Raw genomic sequence first — 14,318 nt, 5'->3', positions numbered from 1 at the left:
CCAAAAGTCCGGTTCCGGACCCGATATCGGAACCGCACCGTCTCGGGCAGCATCCCATCCCGGAAGACAAGCCATCTATGAGGAGGTGCAGCAGGTGTCACAAGATTCGGAACGCGGTGCAGCCGCCGTCGAATTCGCGATCCTGCTGCCCCTCCTCTTGATGCTGGTGATGGGAACAATCGAATTCGGCCGAGCCTACAACGCCCAGCTCACTCTCACCAACGCAGCCCGCGACGGCGTCCGCGTAATGGCCATCAACAACAATCCGACAGCCGCCGCGTCCGCAGCCCAGAGCGGTGCCGCATCAGTCAGCTCCACCATCCCCACCTCCGCCATCACCGTCAGCCCCACCGTTTGCAGTACGGGTACCCAAGTGACAGTCACCATCAAGTACACGCTCTCCACCATCACCGGGATTGCCGGTCCGTTCCCAATGACAGGCAAGGGAGTCATGCTGTGCGGCGGCTGACGGCAGTCCGGCCAGCAGACAAGCCAACAAGTGAGCGCGGTGCCATTTCAGTCATCGTTGCCATCATGCTGGTTGTCCTCCTCGGATCTGCGGCGGTTGCTGTCGACGTCGGGGTCATGTATTCGGAGCATTCACAGCTTCAAAGCGGAGCAGACGCTGCCGCCATAGGCATGGCTCAAAAGTGTGCGCGCAAGGCCACCGATACGTTGTGCTCCACGACGTCCACGCTGGCTGCGACCCTTGCCGACCAGAACGCCCTGGACGGCATGAGTAACGTCAGGTCCATCGCCTTGGATACAACAACCCGCAAGGTCACGGTAAACACCACTGCAAAGGGAAACGGCGCCCCCGCTGACTCGGTCTCGCTCTATTTCGCCGATGTCCTGGGGATTCCCACGGCGAAGGTCGGCGCGAGCGCTTCGGCCGCCTGGGGCAGCCCCAAGGCGGGTCGCACGGCCTTCCCCTTGGCTTTCTCCATTTGCCAAGTAAAGGACAATATCGACGGCGGGCTGCAGCTTCTCCAGGACCACGGCCAGAACGCCAACGCCGACTGCAACTACGGGCCGTCCGGTGCGGCCGTTGATGGAGGCTTCGGCTGGCTGGTCCAGGACGCCGGAAAGTGCGGGGGCACCATCGATCTCGCGGTAAGCGAAGGCGGGAGCGACCCCGGCAACAACGCTCCCGGCAACTGCTCAGACACGCTTAACGGCTGGGCCAAGGACATTAACGCCGGTCGAGACGTCATCGTTCTTCTCCCCGTCTTCGACAAGGTGACAGGCACTGGCAACGGGGCGATATACGGCCTGACCGCTTTCGCGGCATTCAAAGTGACAGGCTGGAAGTTCAGCGGCGGTGACGGCAAGGGTCTTGACGACAGCAGCCTCCCCTACACCTTTCATAATCTGACCTCGACCACGACTGGCGTGACAAAAACGACTGAATGTAAAGGTTCGTGCCGCGGCATCATCGGGAAGTTCGTCACGTACGTGTCGCTTGCCGACGGCTTCACGCTCGGCCCGGTGAACGCCTTCGGCGCCACCATCGTCCGCCTCACCCTCTAGCACTACCCCCATCAGGAGTAAAAGTGAAGTCTCGCATGCTCGCCGGCACGGCCGCTGTCGCCTTGGCGCTTGTGGGAGCTGTCCTCATTATTTTCTATGCCCAGGGGGCGGATCAACGGGCTGTGGCCAGCATGCAGCCGAAGGACGTGCTCGTGGTGACAAAGAGCGTTCCCGCCGGCACCGCCGTCAATGATGTGGCCGCATCGCTTGCCATCAAAAAGGTCCCCGCTTCGGCGGTTTCAACCAGTGCACTCAGCAGCCTCGACAGCAAGGCAGGCACTGTGACCGCAGTTGACCTCGTCCCGGGCGAACAACTCCTGGCCGAACGGCTTGTGGCCCCAAAGGACGCGAAGGACGATGGCACAGTCAAGGTGCCCGCCGGGTTCCAGGAAGTTTCCTTCCAGCTGGAACCTCAACGCGTTGTTGGTGGCCGGATTGCGGTGGGCGACCATGTTGGTATTGCCCTCAGCTTTAAGGAGGGCACCGACAAAGCCAAACCGGATGCACCAACGACCCAGCTGACCCTCCGCAAAGTCCTGGTCACTGCCATTCAACGGGCACCGCAGGCGAACGCAAGCGCGAAACCGACGGATGGCACCACCCCCCAAGACACCGCCGTCCCGGAAGGTGCACTCATCATCACTGTCGCTGTGAGCGACGTCGATGCCAACAAGATCGTCTTCACTTCCGAGTTCGGCACCCTCTGGCTCACCAAGGAACCCCTCGACGCCCAGGACAACGGCGGCTTCATCGCCAGGAAGGACACGGTGTACAAATGAGCCGCTTCGTCCTCCTCTCCCCCAACGGCGACTTCGACCAGAAGCTGCGCGCCGCCGTCGCCCACGGCCTCCGGGGGAGCGTCCAGACCATCGCCTCGGACATCCTCCCGGCCGGACCCCAGGAACTCTTCGCCCTCCTCAACCAGGAGCAGCCGGAGGTGCTGATCATTGGCCCGGACGTCCCCTACGAGGAAGCACTCCGGTTCGCCAAAGTCTTCGACGTCCAGCTCCCCGGCCTCAGCCTGGTCCTGGTCAGCGACGTCGACCCCGATGGCTTGCTGCACGCCATGCGCGCCGGCGTCCGCGACATCCTCAGCCCACAGGCGGACGCAGCGGAAATTCGGGTGCTGCTCGAGCGCGCCTGCCAGTCCTTCGCCACCCGCCACCGCAGCCCGGAATCAGCCCAGGTGGAGAAAGGCGGCAAGGGCCTGGTCATCGGCGTCTTCTCCCCCAAGGGCGGCGTGGGCAAGACCACCCTGGCCACCAACATCGCCATCGGCCTGGCCCAGATCGCGCCCATGGGCGTGGTCATCGTGGACCTTGACCTCCAGTTCGGGGACGTCGCCTCCGGCCTCTACCTCAACCCGGAACACACGGTCACGGACGCCGTCACCCCCGCGGCCGCCCAAGACTCCCTGGTCCTCAAGGCCTTCCTCACCGTGCACCCGGCCGGCATCTACGCCCTGTGCGCCCCGCCCAACCCGGTGGACGCGGACCACATCACCCCGGACCAGATCACCCGCCTGCTGGAACAGCTCGCCCAGGAATTCCAGTACGTGGTGCTGGACACCGCCCCCGGCATGCCGGAAATTGGTCTCGCCGCCATGGAGCAGTGCACGGACGTGGTCTGGGTCAGCGCCATGGACATCCCCAGCCTCCGCGGCCTCCGCTCCGGCCTGGAAGTCCTCCGCCAGTTGGAGATCATGCCCGAATCCCGGCACGTGGTCCTGAACATGGCCGACGCCAAAGCAGGCTTGAACGTGCAGGACGTTGAATCCACCATCGGCGCGCCCGTGGACGTCAGCGTCCCCCGCTCCCGCGCCGTGGCACTGTCCACCAACCGGGGCATCCCCGTCCTCCAGGAATCCAGGAAAGACCCGGCCGTCAAAAGCCTCCGCCAGCTCGTGGAGCGCTTCAACCCGGCTTGGCGCGCGCAGGCACAGCGGAAGCTTCACCGAAGGGTGGTTATCTGATGAAACTCTCCGAACGCATCACCGCGGTCCAGGACCGCAACCAGGCATCCGCCGCGGGGACCAGTACGGCGGTGCTTGAGCCGCCGCGTTCGACGCCTTTGCCGTCCCCCGCAAAAGGTGCGGAACCGCACGTTCCGGCGCCGGCCGCCGTCGTGCATTCAACGTACGACGACGCCGCGCAGCAGGTGCCTGCCTCACCGAGGGTGGACGTCTTCGCAGCCATGAAGGACAGGGCGGCCACCGCCCTGTTCGAACGCATGGGAACGCGCTTCAACGACGCCGCCGTCACCGAGCAGGAGCTGCGGAGCACCGCCAAGAAGGAACTCACCCGAATCATCGACGCCGAACAGGTGCCGCTGACGCCCGAGGAGCGCACCCGCCTGGTCCGCGACGTTGCCGACGACGTGCTGGGCTACGGCCCCCTCCAGCGCCTGCTGGACGACCCCGCCGTCACCGAAATCATGGTCAACCGGATGGACCAGATCTATGTGGAACGCAAGGGCAAGCTGACCCTCACCGAGTCACGCTTCAGCTCCGAGGAACACCTGCGCAAGGTCATCGAACGGATCGTGTCCAAGGTGGGCCGGCGCATCGATGAATCCTCCCCCTTGGTGGACGCCCGCCTGGAGGACGGCTCGCGCGTAAATGCCGTCATCCCGCCGCTGGCCGTGGGCGGCTCATCGCTGACCATCCGAAAGTTCAGCAAGACACCGTTGACGGTCCGCAACCTCATTGACTTCGGGACGCTGACGCCGGAGATGGCTGAGCTGTTAAACGCCTGCGTCAAAGCCAAACTGAACATCATCGTCTCGGGCGGTACAGGCACCGGCAAGACCACCCTCCTCAACGTCCTGTCCTCCTTCCTCCCGCGCGACGAACGCATCGTCACCATCGAGGATGCCGTGGAACTGCAGATCCAGCAGGACCACGTGGTCCGGCTGGAAAGCCGGCCGCCTAACACCGAAGGCAAGGGCGAGGTGACCATCCGCGAACTCCTCCGCAACTCCCTCCGCATGCGGCCGGACCGAATTGTGGTGGGCGAGGTCCGTGGCGGTGAATCCCTGGACATGCTGCAGGCCATGAACACCGGCCACGACGGCTCCCTCTCCACCGTGCACTCCAACTCGCCCCGCGATGCCGTCGCCCGCCTCGAAACCCTGGTGCTGATGGCCGGCATGGACCTGCCGCTGCGCGCCATCCGCGAACAGATCGCCTCCGCCGTAAACCTCATCGTCCAGATTTCCCGGCTCCGCGACGGCTCCCGCCGCATCACCCACGTCACCGAGGTCCAGGGCATGGAAGGCGACATCGTCACTCTTCAGGATGCCTTTGTGTTTGACTACTCGGCCGGCGTGGACGCCCATGGGCGCTTCCTCGGCAAGCCCGTTGCCACCGGTATCCGGCCGCGCTTCATCGATCGCTTCGAGGACCTGGGCATCCACGTGTCCCCCGCAGTGTTCGCCGGGCCGCTGTCCCCGGGCGCAAAGTAGGGACGCGGCCATGATCATCGCCATCGGAAGCGCCATTCTCCTGGCAGCCATCTGCCTGCTCGGTGTGGCCGTGCTCCTGCCGAGTGCCCCCGCGGTGCCGCTGGACCGCCGTCGTCCGTTTGAACCCGAGCCACCATCCTCTCTCTCCCGCCTGGCACTCTCCGGCGTCAGGTCGTTCGAACGGATGCTCGGGGGCCGGAACGTGAAGCTGTTCTCCCGCCCGGAGCTGGAGAACGCTGGCCTGCGCCTCAGCCAGGCCGAGTTCTTCCTGCTGGTGGGCATCGGTGCCTGCGTCGGGATGCTGGTCGGCACTGTGACCGTGAGTCCCGTGGTGGGACTGCTGCTCGCCCTGCTGGCTCCTTTTCTGGGCAAACTCGTCCTCGGATTCCTGGCAGGCAAGCGCCGTACCGCCTTCGACAGCCAGCTTGGCGATACCCTGCAGCTGCTTTCCGGCGGCCTGCGCGCCGGCCACAGCATCTTGCGGGCCATCGAGGCCGCCGCCACCGAGTCCCAGAAACCGACGTCGGAGGAAATGCGGCGCGTGATTACCGAAACAAGCCTCGGCCGGGACCTGCTGGCCGCCCTCAACGACACCGCCGACCGGATGAAGAACGAGGACTTCGTCTGGATCTCGCAGGCCATCCAGATCAACCGGGAGGTGGGTGGCAACCTGGCGGAGGTCCTGGACCAGGTGAACGAAACCATCCGCGAGCGCGCGGAGATCAAGGGGCATATCAAGGCCTTGGCCGCGGAAGGCAAGTTCTCCGCCTACATCCTGATCGCCATGCCGTTCGGCATCGTGGCCATGCTGCTGGCCGTGAGCCCCAGCTACATGAACTCCATGTTCACCCACCCCCTCGGCTGGGTGATGATCGGCGCTTCCTTTGTCCTGATGACCATTGGCGCGCTGTGGATGCGCAAGATCATCGACCTGAAGTTTTGAGGACCCCGTGAACCTGATCGTCCTCCTCTCCGTGCTCCTGGTCTGCCTCCCCATAGGGGCTCTGGCTTGGTCCGTCCTGACCGTGGACAAGCAGGGCCGCCTCGCTGCCACCGACCTTCTGTCCCGCGGCGCGCCTGCCATTGCCGCTGCTCCTGCCGGAGCGTCGGGTCGGCTCGAAGCACTGGGCCGGCGCCTCACCCCCCCGGCCTATGTCGCCTTCCTGGACCGGCTCCTGGCCCTCGCCGGGCGGCCCGCCTCCATGCCGCTGGGAAAAGTGCTGGGATCCAAGCTCGCCCTGGGCCTGGCCGGCGTCGCCATGGGCGGCTACCTGGCAGGTGTGGGAAGCAGCCCGCTGATGAAACTCGCCGGACTCTTCGTCCTTTTCCTCGGCTACTTCATCCCGGACCTCCTCCTCTACAGCAAGGGCGTGGAACGCCAGAAGGCGATGCAGCTGGAGTTGGCCAACACACTGGACCAAATGCTGATTTCAGTCGAAGCCGGGCTCGGCTTCGAAGGCGCCATGGCTCGCGCCGGCGATAACGGCAAGGGTCCCCTTGCCGAGGAACTGGTCCGCACCCTGCAGGACATGCAGGTGGGACGCAGCCGCCGCGAGTCCTACATCGCCCTGGCCGAGAGAACCAACATCCCCGAACTGCGCAGCTTCGTGCAGGCCGTGGTCCAGGCTGATACGTACGGGATCGCCATCAGCCGGGTCCTGCGCATCCAGGCGAAAGTCATGCGCGTCAAACGGCGCCAACGGGCCGAGGAAAAGGCCCTGAAGCTGCCCGTCATGATTCTTTTCCCGCTCTTGTTCTTTATCTTTCCGGTCCTCTTCATTGCCATTCTGGGGCCGGCCGTGATCAACACGGTGATTACCTTCAGCGGGCAGTAAGGATACTCAGGGCGGCGGCAAGGTTGCCTCAAGGTTTCCCCAGAATGAGAAGAAATAGGACACCAAAGGAATTCCAGGAAGTAGCCTTGAACAATGCACAGTCCCGATCCCGGCACCAGCGGAAAGAGCCCCGCCGTGGACTCCCCGCTGTCCGGGGTCGCTTCGCCTGCCGCTCCCGTTCCGGCCGCCAGCGCGGTCCCCTCACTGGAAGCGGCCGCTCTCTTGCCGTTAATTGATGCAGCAGTGCTGGACGAACTCGAAGATGAACTGGCCGGACCCGGGCTGGCGCAGCGCTTCGCCCGTGACTACACGGCCATGTGGGATCTGCGCCTGGCCCGGCTGGAAACAGCAATTTACAGTCAGGACGAGGACTTGGCCCTGGACGCGGTCATCAGCCTCAAGATCAGCTCCGCGATGGTTGGCGGACTGCGCCTGGCCAAGCTTGCGGAACTCCTGGAAGGCTTGATCCGGCAGGGTGACTTTCTCCAGGGACGGGCAATGATGGCCGGAGTAGCCCGGGACGGGGCACGCACTGTGTCCGAGCTTCAGGAAACCTACATCCTGGAAAAGGGATAGCAGTTACTTATCGTCCGGCCGCCTCGGTGCCAGCCGGTATCCCACCCCGCGGACTGTTTGCAGCCAGCGCGGGGCAACCTGGTCCTCTTTGAGCTTGCGCCGCAGGTTTCCCACGTGCACCTCAACGGCGCGCTCGTCCGCCTCGCTGATGTACGTGTCCCGGTCATAGAAATCACCCCGCACCGCCCGAACCAGGTCGGCCCTAGTGCACACGGCGCCGCCGCCCTTAAGCAGCACGTGGAGCAGGTCGAACTCACTGCGCGTCAGCCCCAGGGGCTCACCTTTGATTTCCACGGTGCGCGTCCGGTGGTTCAGCAGGAGCCCGTTGTGCTGCAGGACTCCGGGCTCGGCCTGACCGCCGGCAGGTGCCGCGGCCTGTTCCGCCAAGGAGGGAGACAGGGGATTCCCGGTCACCTCGTGCCGCGGCCTGCGCATCATGGCTGACACCCGGGCCCGGAGTTCCCTTGGCCTGAAGGGTTTTGCGATGTAGTCGTCCGCACCCGCGTTGAGGGCGGACAGCAGGTCGGGTTCCTCTGTGCGGCCTGTCAGCATCACCACGTAAGCGTTGCTGAAATTCCGGATCCTCCGTAAAACCTCAAACCCGTCAATGTCAGGCAGGCCGATATCGAGCGTCACAACATTGGCCTGCTTGCTGCGGACCACCTCAACCCCGGCCCGCCCGTCAACAGCTGTATGCACTTCGAAGCCCGCCTGCGTCAACACTCCTTCAAGGAGGTTGCGCACATCGGCGTCATCTTCGATTACTACAGCTACACCAAGATCGTCCATTGCTATCCCTGCGCCAGGCGGAGATGGCCCCCCATTGGCCCAGCGCCAATGCCATTCCCGCTCCAACCCTTTATACGCTACTAGTAAGCCCGGCTGATGACACCCGAATCGGCCCTGAAAATTGAAAAGTCAATTATTATGACAAGACGTGTGCAATATCCAAAGGAAGGGGTGCACGCCAAGGTAACTGGGGGAATTTGAACACCTTGGCGGCATCTGCTTCCCGACGTAAAGGGGTACGAGTCAGAAACATGGCTGAGCCGTTGTTTCACCGTGGACCCGGCCGCATCTTCCGCAGGCTGGGGACCCGCGCCCAGGTGGTGTTGTGCCAGCTGCCCCTGACCCTCATGGTGGCTGCGATTGCCGTGGGCAGCCCCTTCGCCTGGCCCTCGCTCATGCACAGCCCGCTGTACGTGGCCGGGATTGCCCTGCACGCAATCCTGTTCCTTGGCTGCTTCCTGGTTCCCTGGGAACGCCTGGCGCACCGCCCGTACCTGCTGATCCCCGTACTGGACTTCGCCGCGATCGGGTTCCTGCGCAACGGCGCGGCACCGCTCCTGCCCGGCCTAGCGGTGCTGGTGGTTTTCCCGGTCATCTGGCTCTCCGCCTCCGGCATGCTCGCGCGCAGCAGCCTGGTGCTCAGTTTCCTGGGCCCGTTCCTCATCATGGTCCCGCCGGTGGTGGCCCACTTCCCGGCCGTCACGGCCTCGGATATCACCAGTACCGTCCTCTTCCCTGTCATGATGCTCGCAGTCTCCCTGGCCATCCGTTTCGCCAGCGTAAGCCTCCGGCAGCAGCAGGCCGAGCTCGCCGACAAAGACCGTGAACTCCGGGAACTGCTGGCCGCAAGCCGGGAACGGGAGAAGCTGCTCGAAACCGTCCTGGACGCCACCGACGTCGGTATTGCCGCCGTCGACCGTTCCGGCCACTTCCTGGTGTCCAACAGCCGCCAGCGCACCTTCCGCCGCACCACGGGCGCCGACGAAGCCGTTCCCGGCCAAGGGCAGCAGCTCATCTTCGGCCAGGACCGCCGCACCCTGCTCCCCCGGGACCGGCGGCCCATCAACCGGGCCATGGCAGGGGAATCCTTCGCGGATTATCTCGTGTGGGCCGGCGAGGGGCCTGAGCAACGTGCCGTCTCCACCGCCGCCCGTCCGTTGGTCAGCGAGGACGGCCGGCTCACCGGGGCAGTGGTGGTTTACAGCGACGTCACCGGCTGGGTGGAATCCCTGGCCGCGAACCATGAGCTGGTTTCCAATGTTTCGCACGAATTCAAGAATCCGCTGAACTCGATCATCGGCAACGTGGACCTGGTGCTGGACGACGCCGACAGCCTGTCTCCGCAGGTGGCCCAGCGACTGCTCGTGGTGCAGCGCAACGCGGAACGGCTGCTGGACCTGGTGGCCGACCTGACAGCATCCACCACCCTGAACGTCCACCCAAAACGGACCGACCTTGCCAGCCTCGTGGAGACCAGCCTGAGTTCGGCCCAGGCCTCGGCGCTGCGGTCCCACGTGGAGATCGCCGCCGACGTCCCCTCGCCCCTGTGGGCCTACGCGGACCCGCTCCGGCTCGGGCAGGTGCTGGACAACCTCGTCTCCAACGCCATCAAGTACTCTCCCGACGGCGGCAAGGTGAGCATCAGCGCGAACGCGGACAGGCAGTGGGTCCGGCTCAGCGTCACGGACACCGGGATGGGCATGTCCGGCGACGACGCGGCGAAGGCCTTCAACCGGTTCTTCCGTGCCGAGTCCGCGCTGACGGCCGCCATCCCGGGCGCTGGGCTGGGGCTCTCCATCACCCGGATGATCGTGGAGCGGCACGGCGGGACCATCACGTGCCAGAGCGATGAAGGCCAGGGCAGCACGTTTACGGTGACGCTGCCGGCAGAGGGCCCGCCCCCGGCGTTCTAGTGGGCCCACGGCCGCAGGGTTCCCTGGCCGAACTTGTGAGGCTAGGGGGCGGATGGGGACTTGCGCAGTGCCCGGGTCAGTTCGGCCCGGGCCAGCAGCTCGCCGTCGGACGGGTAGGCCACTTCCTCCAGAACCAGCGGGTGCGGGGCGGCCAGGACCGACTTGGCGTCCCGCTTCTGCAGCAGCAGGCGATCATGCAGCCAGCCGGGCTCCACGGCACCCTCCCCCACGTACAACGCCGAGCCGATCAGGGCCCGCACCATGTTGTGGCAGAAGGCATCCGCCTGGACGGCGGCCACAATGACGCCGTCCTCCCCGCGCGTGAACTCAAAGCGCTGCAGTTCCCGAATGGTGGTGGCGCCTTCGCGCGGTTTGCAGAAGGACAGGAAGTTCTGCAGGCCCAGCAGCTGTGAGGCACCCTCATTCAGCAGATCCACATCCAGCGGACTCTTGTGCCACAGCGTGAAGTACCGCCCCAGCGGATCCCACAGGGCGGGCCCGTCAGCGATCCGGTAGCTGTAGCGCCGCCAGAGGGCGGAGAACCGCGCGTCGAAGCCGGGGGGCGCCAGCGAAACGGCGTGCACCTCCACGGCCCCGGTCAGGTCGCCCAGGCCCCGGCTCAGTGCCCCGCGGAGCCGGCGCAGCATGGCGACGGCGGGATCCAGCTCGTGCCCGCGCGGCAGTCCCAGCCACTCGCCTTCACTGAGGTCCAGGTGGACCACCTGGCCGCGGGCGTGGACGCCCGCGTCGGTCCGTCCGGCCACAGTGACCCGGACCGGGCGGCGGACCAGGAGCTCGAGCGCTTCCTCCAGGACGCCCTGGACGGTGCGCCGTCCCGGCTGCAGTGCCCACCCGCTGAACGGCCCGCCGTCGTACGAAAGATCAAGCCGGATACGCAAAAACCCGCCGCCCCCTGGAACGGGGGCCGCGGGTTTTTGGTGGTTCACAGACCTAAGTCTATGCGAAGGGAATCAGCGAATTACTTCGCGTCCTTCTCCTCGGCAACAGGAGCTTCGGGAGCTTCCTCAGCGGCCGGAGCCGCTTCGGTTGCAGCTTCCTCAGCAGCAGGTGCCTCGGCAGCTTCGGTCTCAACAACCTCAGCCTCAGGAGCTTCTTCAGCGACGGGAGCCGCAGCAGCAGCTTCCTTCTTGTCGGCGTCACGCTTGGCAGCGGAAGTAGCCTCGGCTACGACGGCCTGCTTGGCGGAAACCGGCTCGAGGACCAGTTCGATGACAGCCATGGGAGCGTTGTCGCCCTTGCGGTTGCCGATCTTGGTGATGCGGGTGTAGCCGCCGTCGCGGTTCTCCACAGCCTGCGCGATGTCGGTGAACAGCTCGTGGACGATGCCCTTGTTGCTGATCAGGCCGAGAACGCGGCGGCGGGAAGCGAGGTCGCCGCGCTTGGCGAAAGTCACCAGGCGCTCTGCGTACGGCTTCAGGCGCTTGGCCTTGGTCACCGTGGTGGTGATCCGCTTGTGCTCGAACAGGGATGCTGCCAGGTTCGCGAGCATGAGGCGCTCGTGAGCCGGGCCGCCTCCGAGGCGCGGACCCTTAGTGGGGGTAGGCATAATTGTTTCTCCTCATGTGGAAGCCGTGGGCGGCACACCGTGGTGCAGCCCGCCGGCCAAGGTCTGGTTTAGAGTTCGTCGTCGCCGAAGGCGGCGTCGTCCTCTTCGATTGCTGCGGCGCGTGCTGCGAGGTCAAAACCGGGAGGCGAGTCCTTGAGGGACAGGCCCAGTTCAACCAGCTTTGCCTTGACCTCGTCAATGGACTTGGCACCGAAGTTGCGGATGTCCATCAGGTCAGCCTCGGAGCGGGCAACGAGTTCACCCACGGTGTGGATGCCCTCACGCTTGAGGCAGTTGTAGGAACGGACGGTGAGGTCCAGATCCTCGATCGGCAGTGCCATGTCGGCTGCCAGGGCAGCGTCGGTGGGCGACGGGCCGATCTCGATACCTTCAGCTGCGGTGTTCAGCTCACGTGCCAGACCGAAGAGCTCCACCAGGGTGGTGCCTGCGGAAGCAACGGCATCGCGCGGGGCGATGGCCTGCTTGGTCTCGACGTCGACAATCAGCTTGTCGAAGTCGGTGCGCTGCTCAACACGGGTTGCTTCCACGCGGAAAGTAACCTTCAGCACCGGCGAGTAGATGGAGTCGACCGGGATACGGCCGATCTCTGCGTCGCCGGACTTGTTCTGAGCTGCCGAAACGTAGCCGCGGCCGCGCTCGATGGTCAGTTCGAGTTCGAACTTGCCCTTCGAGTTCAGCGTGGCGATGTGCAGATCCGGATTGTGGAATTCGACGCCGGCCGGCGGAGCGATGTCCGCGGCGGTGACGACTCCGGGGCCCTGCTTGCGCAGGTAAGCCACGACAGGCTCGTCGTGCTCGGAGGAAACCGACAGGCTCTTGATGTTCAGGATGATCTCAGTGACATCTTCCTTGACACCCGGAACCGTGGTGAACTCGTGCAGCACGCCATCGATCCGGATGCTGGTTACAGCAGCACCGGGGATGGAGGAGAGCAGGGTACGGCGGAGGGAGTTTCCGAGGGTGTAGCCGAAACCCGGTTCCAGCGGTTCGATGATGAAACGCGAACGGTTTTCGGAGACTACCTCTTCGGAGAGGGTGGGGCGCTGTGCAATGAGCACTTAGGTTTCCTTTCGGCGAGCATCCGCTATATGACGCAACACAGGTGGTGGAAATTCGGTCTGAAGACTTAACGCGCTGGGCTTGCCCGGACCATCGCTGGTCCGGGCAAGCTCCTGCTGCGGAAAAGAATTAGACGCGGCGGCGCTTCGGCGGGCGGCAGCCGTTGTGCGCTGCGGGGGTGACGTCCTGGATGGAGCCAACCTCGAGGCCTGCGGCCTGCAGCGAACGGATTGCGGTCTCGCGTCCGGAACCCGGTCCCTTGACGAAAACGTCTACCTTGCGCATGCCGTGCTCCTGCGCACGCTTGGCAGCGGCTTCTGCAGCCATCTGGGCAGCGAACGGGGTGGACTTGCGCGAGCCCTTGAAGCCAACCTCACCGGAGGAAGCCCAGGAGATAACAGCGCCGTTCGGATCCGTAATGGAAACGATGGTGTTGTTAAACGTGCTCTTGATGTGCGCCTGGCCAAGCGCGATATTCTTCTTGTCCTTCTTACGCGGCTTGCGAACCGCGCCACGAGTCTTCGGGGGCATTATTTCTCCTACAGAAAGTTATTGGGGAGCCGGTTAATCCCGAGGGATTTAACGGGCCTTCTTCTTGCCTGCAACGGTGCGCTTCGGGCCCTTGCGGGTACGCGCGTTCGTCTTCGTACGCTGTCCGCGTACTGGCAGGCCCTTGCGATGGCGGATACCTTCGTAGCTTCCGATTTCAACCTTGCGGCGGATATCGGCTGCTACTTCGCGGCGAAGGTCACCCTCAACCTTGTAGTTGCCTTCGATGTAGTCACGCAGCTCAACCAGCTGGGCGTCAGTCAGGTCCTTGACGCGAACGTCAGCGCTGATGCCCGTGGCAGCCAGGGTTTCGTGTGCACGGGTCTTGCCCACGCCGTAGATGTAAGTAAGCGCAATTTCCAGCCGCTTTTCGCGGGGAATGTCTACGCCAGCGAGACGAGCCATAGTGGCAGTACTCCTTGATAAACCGGAGGTCGTAGGCAGTACACCCGCACGTTCCGTGCGGCCCCAGCCTCCGACCGGGGGTTAGCTGTCCGGACTCTTTCGAGCTCAATGTTCCAGATCAGCTTGTGCTGCCTTTATTTACTTGCGTGGGTTAGCAACCCAGGATTTCCCTCGAAAGAAGGAAATTAGCCCTGGCGCTGCTTGTGGCGCGGGTTCTCGCAGATCACCATGACCCGGCCATTACGGCGGATCACTTTGCACTTTTCGCAGATCTGCTTGACGCTCGGCTTGACCTTCATGGCATTCCTTTGCGTGTGGCAGTTGGTCCACTGAAGCGGCATTCAGTTCGCACTGAGGCCGCCCAGCGATTTACTTGTAGCGGTAGACGATACGACCACGGGTGAGGTCGTACGGGCTCAGCTCCACCACTACGCGGTCCTCAGGGAGAATCCTGATGTAGTGCTGACGCATCTTTCCAGAGATGTGTGCCAGTACGATGTGCTTGTTGGTGAGCTCAACGCGAAACATCGCGTTAGGCAGCGCCTCAGTCACAACGCCTTCGATCTCAATGACCCCGTCCTTCTTGGCCATACCCTCCGCTAACTGTTGTTG

At 64.3% G+C, this 14,318-nt stretch carries 17 protein-coding genes; 9 read left to right on the top strand and 8 right to left on the bottom strand.

The window, feature by feature from the left end; all coding sequences use genetic code 11:
- The first annotated feature begins 94 nt into the window (after positions 1-94).
- The 8 genes from QFZ57_RS10940 to QFZ57_RS10905 all read left to right on the top strand — a co-directional run bounded on the left by QFZ57_RS10940 (position 95) and on the right by QFZ57_RS10905 (position 7,403).
- Positions 95-469 carry a TadE/TadG family type IV pilus assembly protein gene (locus QFZ57_RS10940; RefSeq protein WP_306900185.1) on the top strand — a complete coding sequence of 125 codons (375 nt, stop codon included), beginning with the start codon at positions 95-97 and terminating at the stop codon, positions 467-469.
- The gene (locus QFZ57_RS10935) at positions 457-1,530 is read left to right on the top strand and encodes a TadE/TadG family type IV pilus assembly protein (protein WP_306900184.1); all 1,074 of its coding nucleotides are present in this window, start codon (positions 457-459) and stop codon (positions 1,528-1,530) included. Before QFZ57_RS10940 ends, QFZ57_RS10935 begins: the two co-directional genes overlap by 13 nt.
- Positions 1,531-1,553: 23 nt before the next feature.
- Positions 1,554-2,309, top strand: coding sequence for a Flp pilus assembly protein CpaB (cpaB, locus tag QFZ57_RS10930; protein WP_306900182.1), 756 nt, complete (start codon positions 1,554-1,556; stop codon positions 2,307-2,309).
- On the top strand, positions 2,306-3,502 hold the full coding sequence (locus QFZ57_RS10925; protein ID WP_306900180.1) for an AAA family ATPase: 1,197 nt from the start codon (positions 2,306-2,308) through the stop codon (positions 3,500-3,502). The genes cpaB and QFZ57_RS10925 overlap by 4 nt, the downstream gene beginning before the upstream one ends.
- Positions 3,502-4,992 carry a CpaF family protein gene (locus tag QFZ57_RS10920; RefSeq protein ID WP_306900178.1) on the top strand — a complete coding sequence of 497 codons (1,491 nt, stop codon included), beginning with the start codon at positions 3,502-3,504 and terminating at the stop codon, positions 4,990-4,992. Before QFZ57_RS10925 ends, QFZ57_RS10920 begins: the two co-directional genes overlap by 1 nt.
- Positions 4,993-5,002: 10 nt before the next feature.
- Complete coding sequence (locus QFZ57_RS10915) at positions 5,003-5,935, top strand: type II secretion system F family protein (RefSeq protein ID WP_306900175.1); 933 nt, start codon at positions 5,003-5,005, stop codon at positions 5,933-5,935.
- A gap of 7 nt (positions 5,936-5,942) precedes the next feature.
- Positions 5,943-6,827 (top strand): type II secretion system F family protein, encoded by an 885-nt coding sequence (locus QFZ57_RS10910; protein ID WP_306900173.1) that lies wholly within the window; start codon positions 5,943-5,945, stop codon positions 6,825-6,827.
- Between the two features lie 93 nt (positions 6,828-6,920).
- Positions 6,921-7,403 carry an Hpt domain-containing protein gene (locus QFZ57_RS10905; protein WP_306900171.1) on the top strand — a complete coding sequence of 161 codons (483 nt, stop codon included), beginning with the start codon at positions 6,921-6,923 and terminating at the stop codon, positions 7,401-7,403.
- Positions 7,404-7,406: 3 nt separating this feature from the next.
- Here QFZ57_RS10905 and QFZ57_RS10900 read toward each other — a convergent pair whose 3' ends face one another.
- Positions 7,407-8,192, bottom strand: coding sequence for a response regulator transcription factor (locus QFZ57_RS10900; protein WP_306900169.1), 786 nt, complete (start codon positions 8,190-8,192; stop codon positions 7,407-7,409).
- Between the two features lie 251 nt (positions 8,193-8,443).
- On the opposite strand from QFZ57_RS10900, the gene QFZ57_RS10895 reads away from it, so the two are divergent.
- Complete coding sequence (locus tag QFZ57_RS10895) at positions 8,444-10,105, top strand: sensor histidine kinase (RefSeq protein ID WP_306900167.1); 1,662 nt, start codon at positions 8,444-8,446, stop codon at positions 10,103-10,105.
- 41 nt (positions 10,106-10,146) lie between these two features.
- On the opposite strand, the gene QFZ57_RS10890 is transcribed toward QFZ57_RS10895, so the two are convergent.
- The 7 genes from QFZ57_RS10890 to infA form a co-directional block, all read right to left on the bottom strand.
- Positions 10,147-11,052 carry a tRNA pseudouridine synthase A gene (locus tag QFZ57_RS10890; RefSeq protein WP_306900166.1) on the bottom strand — a complete coding sequence of 302 codons (906 nt, stop codon included), beginning with the start codon at positions 11,050-11,052 and terminating at the stop codon, positions 10,147-10,149.
- Between the two features lie 32 nt (positions 11,053-11,084).
- Complete coding sequence (rplQ, locus tag QFZ57_RS10885; RefSeq protein ID WP_306900165.1) at positions 11,085-11,672, bottom strand: 50S ribosomal protein L17; 588 nt, start codon at positions 11,670-11,672, stop codon at positions 11,085-11,087.
- A gap of 68 nt (positions 11,673-11,740) precedes the next feature.
- Positions 11,741-12,751, bottom strand: a complete 1,011-nt coding sequence (locus QFZ57_RS10880; RefSeq protein ID WP_013601812.1) for a DNA-directed RNA polymerase subunit alpha — start codon at positions 12,749-12,751, stop codon at positions 11,741-11,743.
- Positions 12,752-12,881: 130 nt separating this feature from the next.
- Positions 12,882-13,283, bottom strand: coding sequence for a 30S ribosomal protein S11 (gene rpsK, locus QFZ57_RS10875; protein WP_018769149.1), 402 nt, complete (start codon positions 13,281-13,283; stop codon positions 12,882-12,884).
- A gap of 48 nt (positions 13,284-13,331) precedes the next feature.
- Positions 13,332-13,706 (bottom strand): 30S ribosomal protein S13, encoded by a 375-nt coding sequence (rpsM, locus tag QFZ57_RS10870; protein ID WP_028275004.1) that lies wholly within the window; start codon positions 13,704-13,706, stop codon positions 13,332-13,334.
- A gap of 185 nt (positions 13,707-13,891) precedes the next feature.
- Positions 13,892-14,005 (bottom strand): 50S ribosomal protein L36, encoded by a 114-nt coding sequence (gene rpmJ, locus QFZ57_RS10865; protein WP_009358722.1) that lies wholly within the window; start codon positions 14,003-14,005, stop codon positions 13,892-13,894.
- A 70-nt stretch (positions 14,006-14,075) separates the two neighbouring features.
- Entirely contained in the window at positions 14,076-14,297 is a 222-nt protein-coding gene (gene infA / locus QFZ57_RS10860; protein ID WP_009358723.1) for a translation initiation factor IF-1, read from the bottom strand.
- Between the last annotated feature and the right edge of the window lie 21 nt (positions 14,298-14,318).

The organism is Arthrobacter sp. B1I2 (genome assembly GCF_030816485.1).
Taxonomy (GTDB): domain Bacteria; phylum Actinomycetota; class Actinomycetes; order Actinomycetales; family Micrococcaceae; genus Arthrobacter.
Note: the sequence above shows the minus strand (reverse complement) of the source record. Positions and strands in the feature narration are given on the sequence as shown.

Coding starts and splice junctions, on each gene's coding strand:
- infA (WP_009358723.1), bottom strand. CDS start 14,297: ATGGCCAAGAAGGACGGGGTCATTGAGATCGAAGGCGTTGTGACTGAG.
- QFZ57_RS10900 (WP_306900169.1), bottom strand. CDS start 8,192: ATGGACGATCTTGGTGTAGCTGTAGTAATCGAAGATGACGCCGATGTG.
- rpmJ (WP_009358722.1), bottom strand. CDS start 14,005: ATGAAGGTCAAGCCGAGCGTCAAGCAGATCTGCGAAAAGTGCAAAGTG.
- QFZ57_RS10925 (WP_306900180.1), top strand. CDS start 2,306: ATGAGCCGCTTCGTCCTCCTCTCCCCCAACGGCGACTTCGACCAGAAG.
- QFZ57_RS10895 (WP_306900167.1), top strand. CDS start 8,444: ATGGCTGAGCCGTTGTTTCACCGTGGACCCGGCCGCATCTTCCGCAGG.
- QFZ57_RS10905 (WP_306900171.1), top strand. CDS start 6,921: ATGCACAGTCCCGATCCCGGCACCAGCGGAAAGAGCCCCGCCGTGGAC.
- rpsK (WP_018769149.1), bottom strand. CDS start 13,283: ATGCCCCCGAAGACTCGTGGCGCGGTTCGCAAGCCGCGTAAGAAGGAC.
- QFZ57_RS10915 (WP_306900175.1), top strand. CDS start 5,003: ATGATCATCGCCATCGGAAGCGCCATTCTCCTGGCAGCCATCTGCCTG.
- QFZ57_RS10920 (WP_306900178.1), top strand. CDS start 3,502: ATGAAACTCTCCGAACGCATCACCGCGGTCCAGGACCGCAACCAGGCA.
- rpsM (WP_028275004.1), bottom strand. CDS start 13,706: ATGGCTCGTCTCGCTGGCGTAGACATTCCCCGCGAAAAGCGGCTGGAA.
- rplQ (WP_306900165.1), bottom strand. CDS start 11,672: ATGCCTACCCCCACTAAGGGTCCGCGCCTCGGAGGCGGCCCGGCTCAC.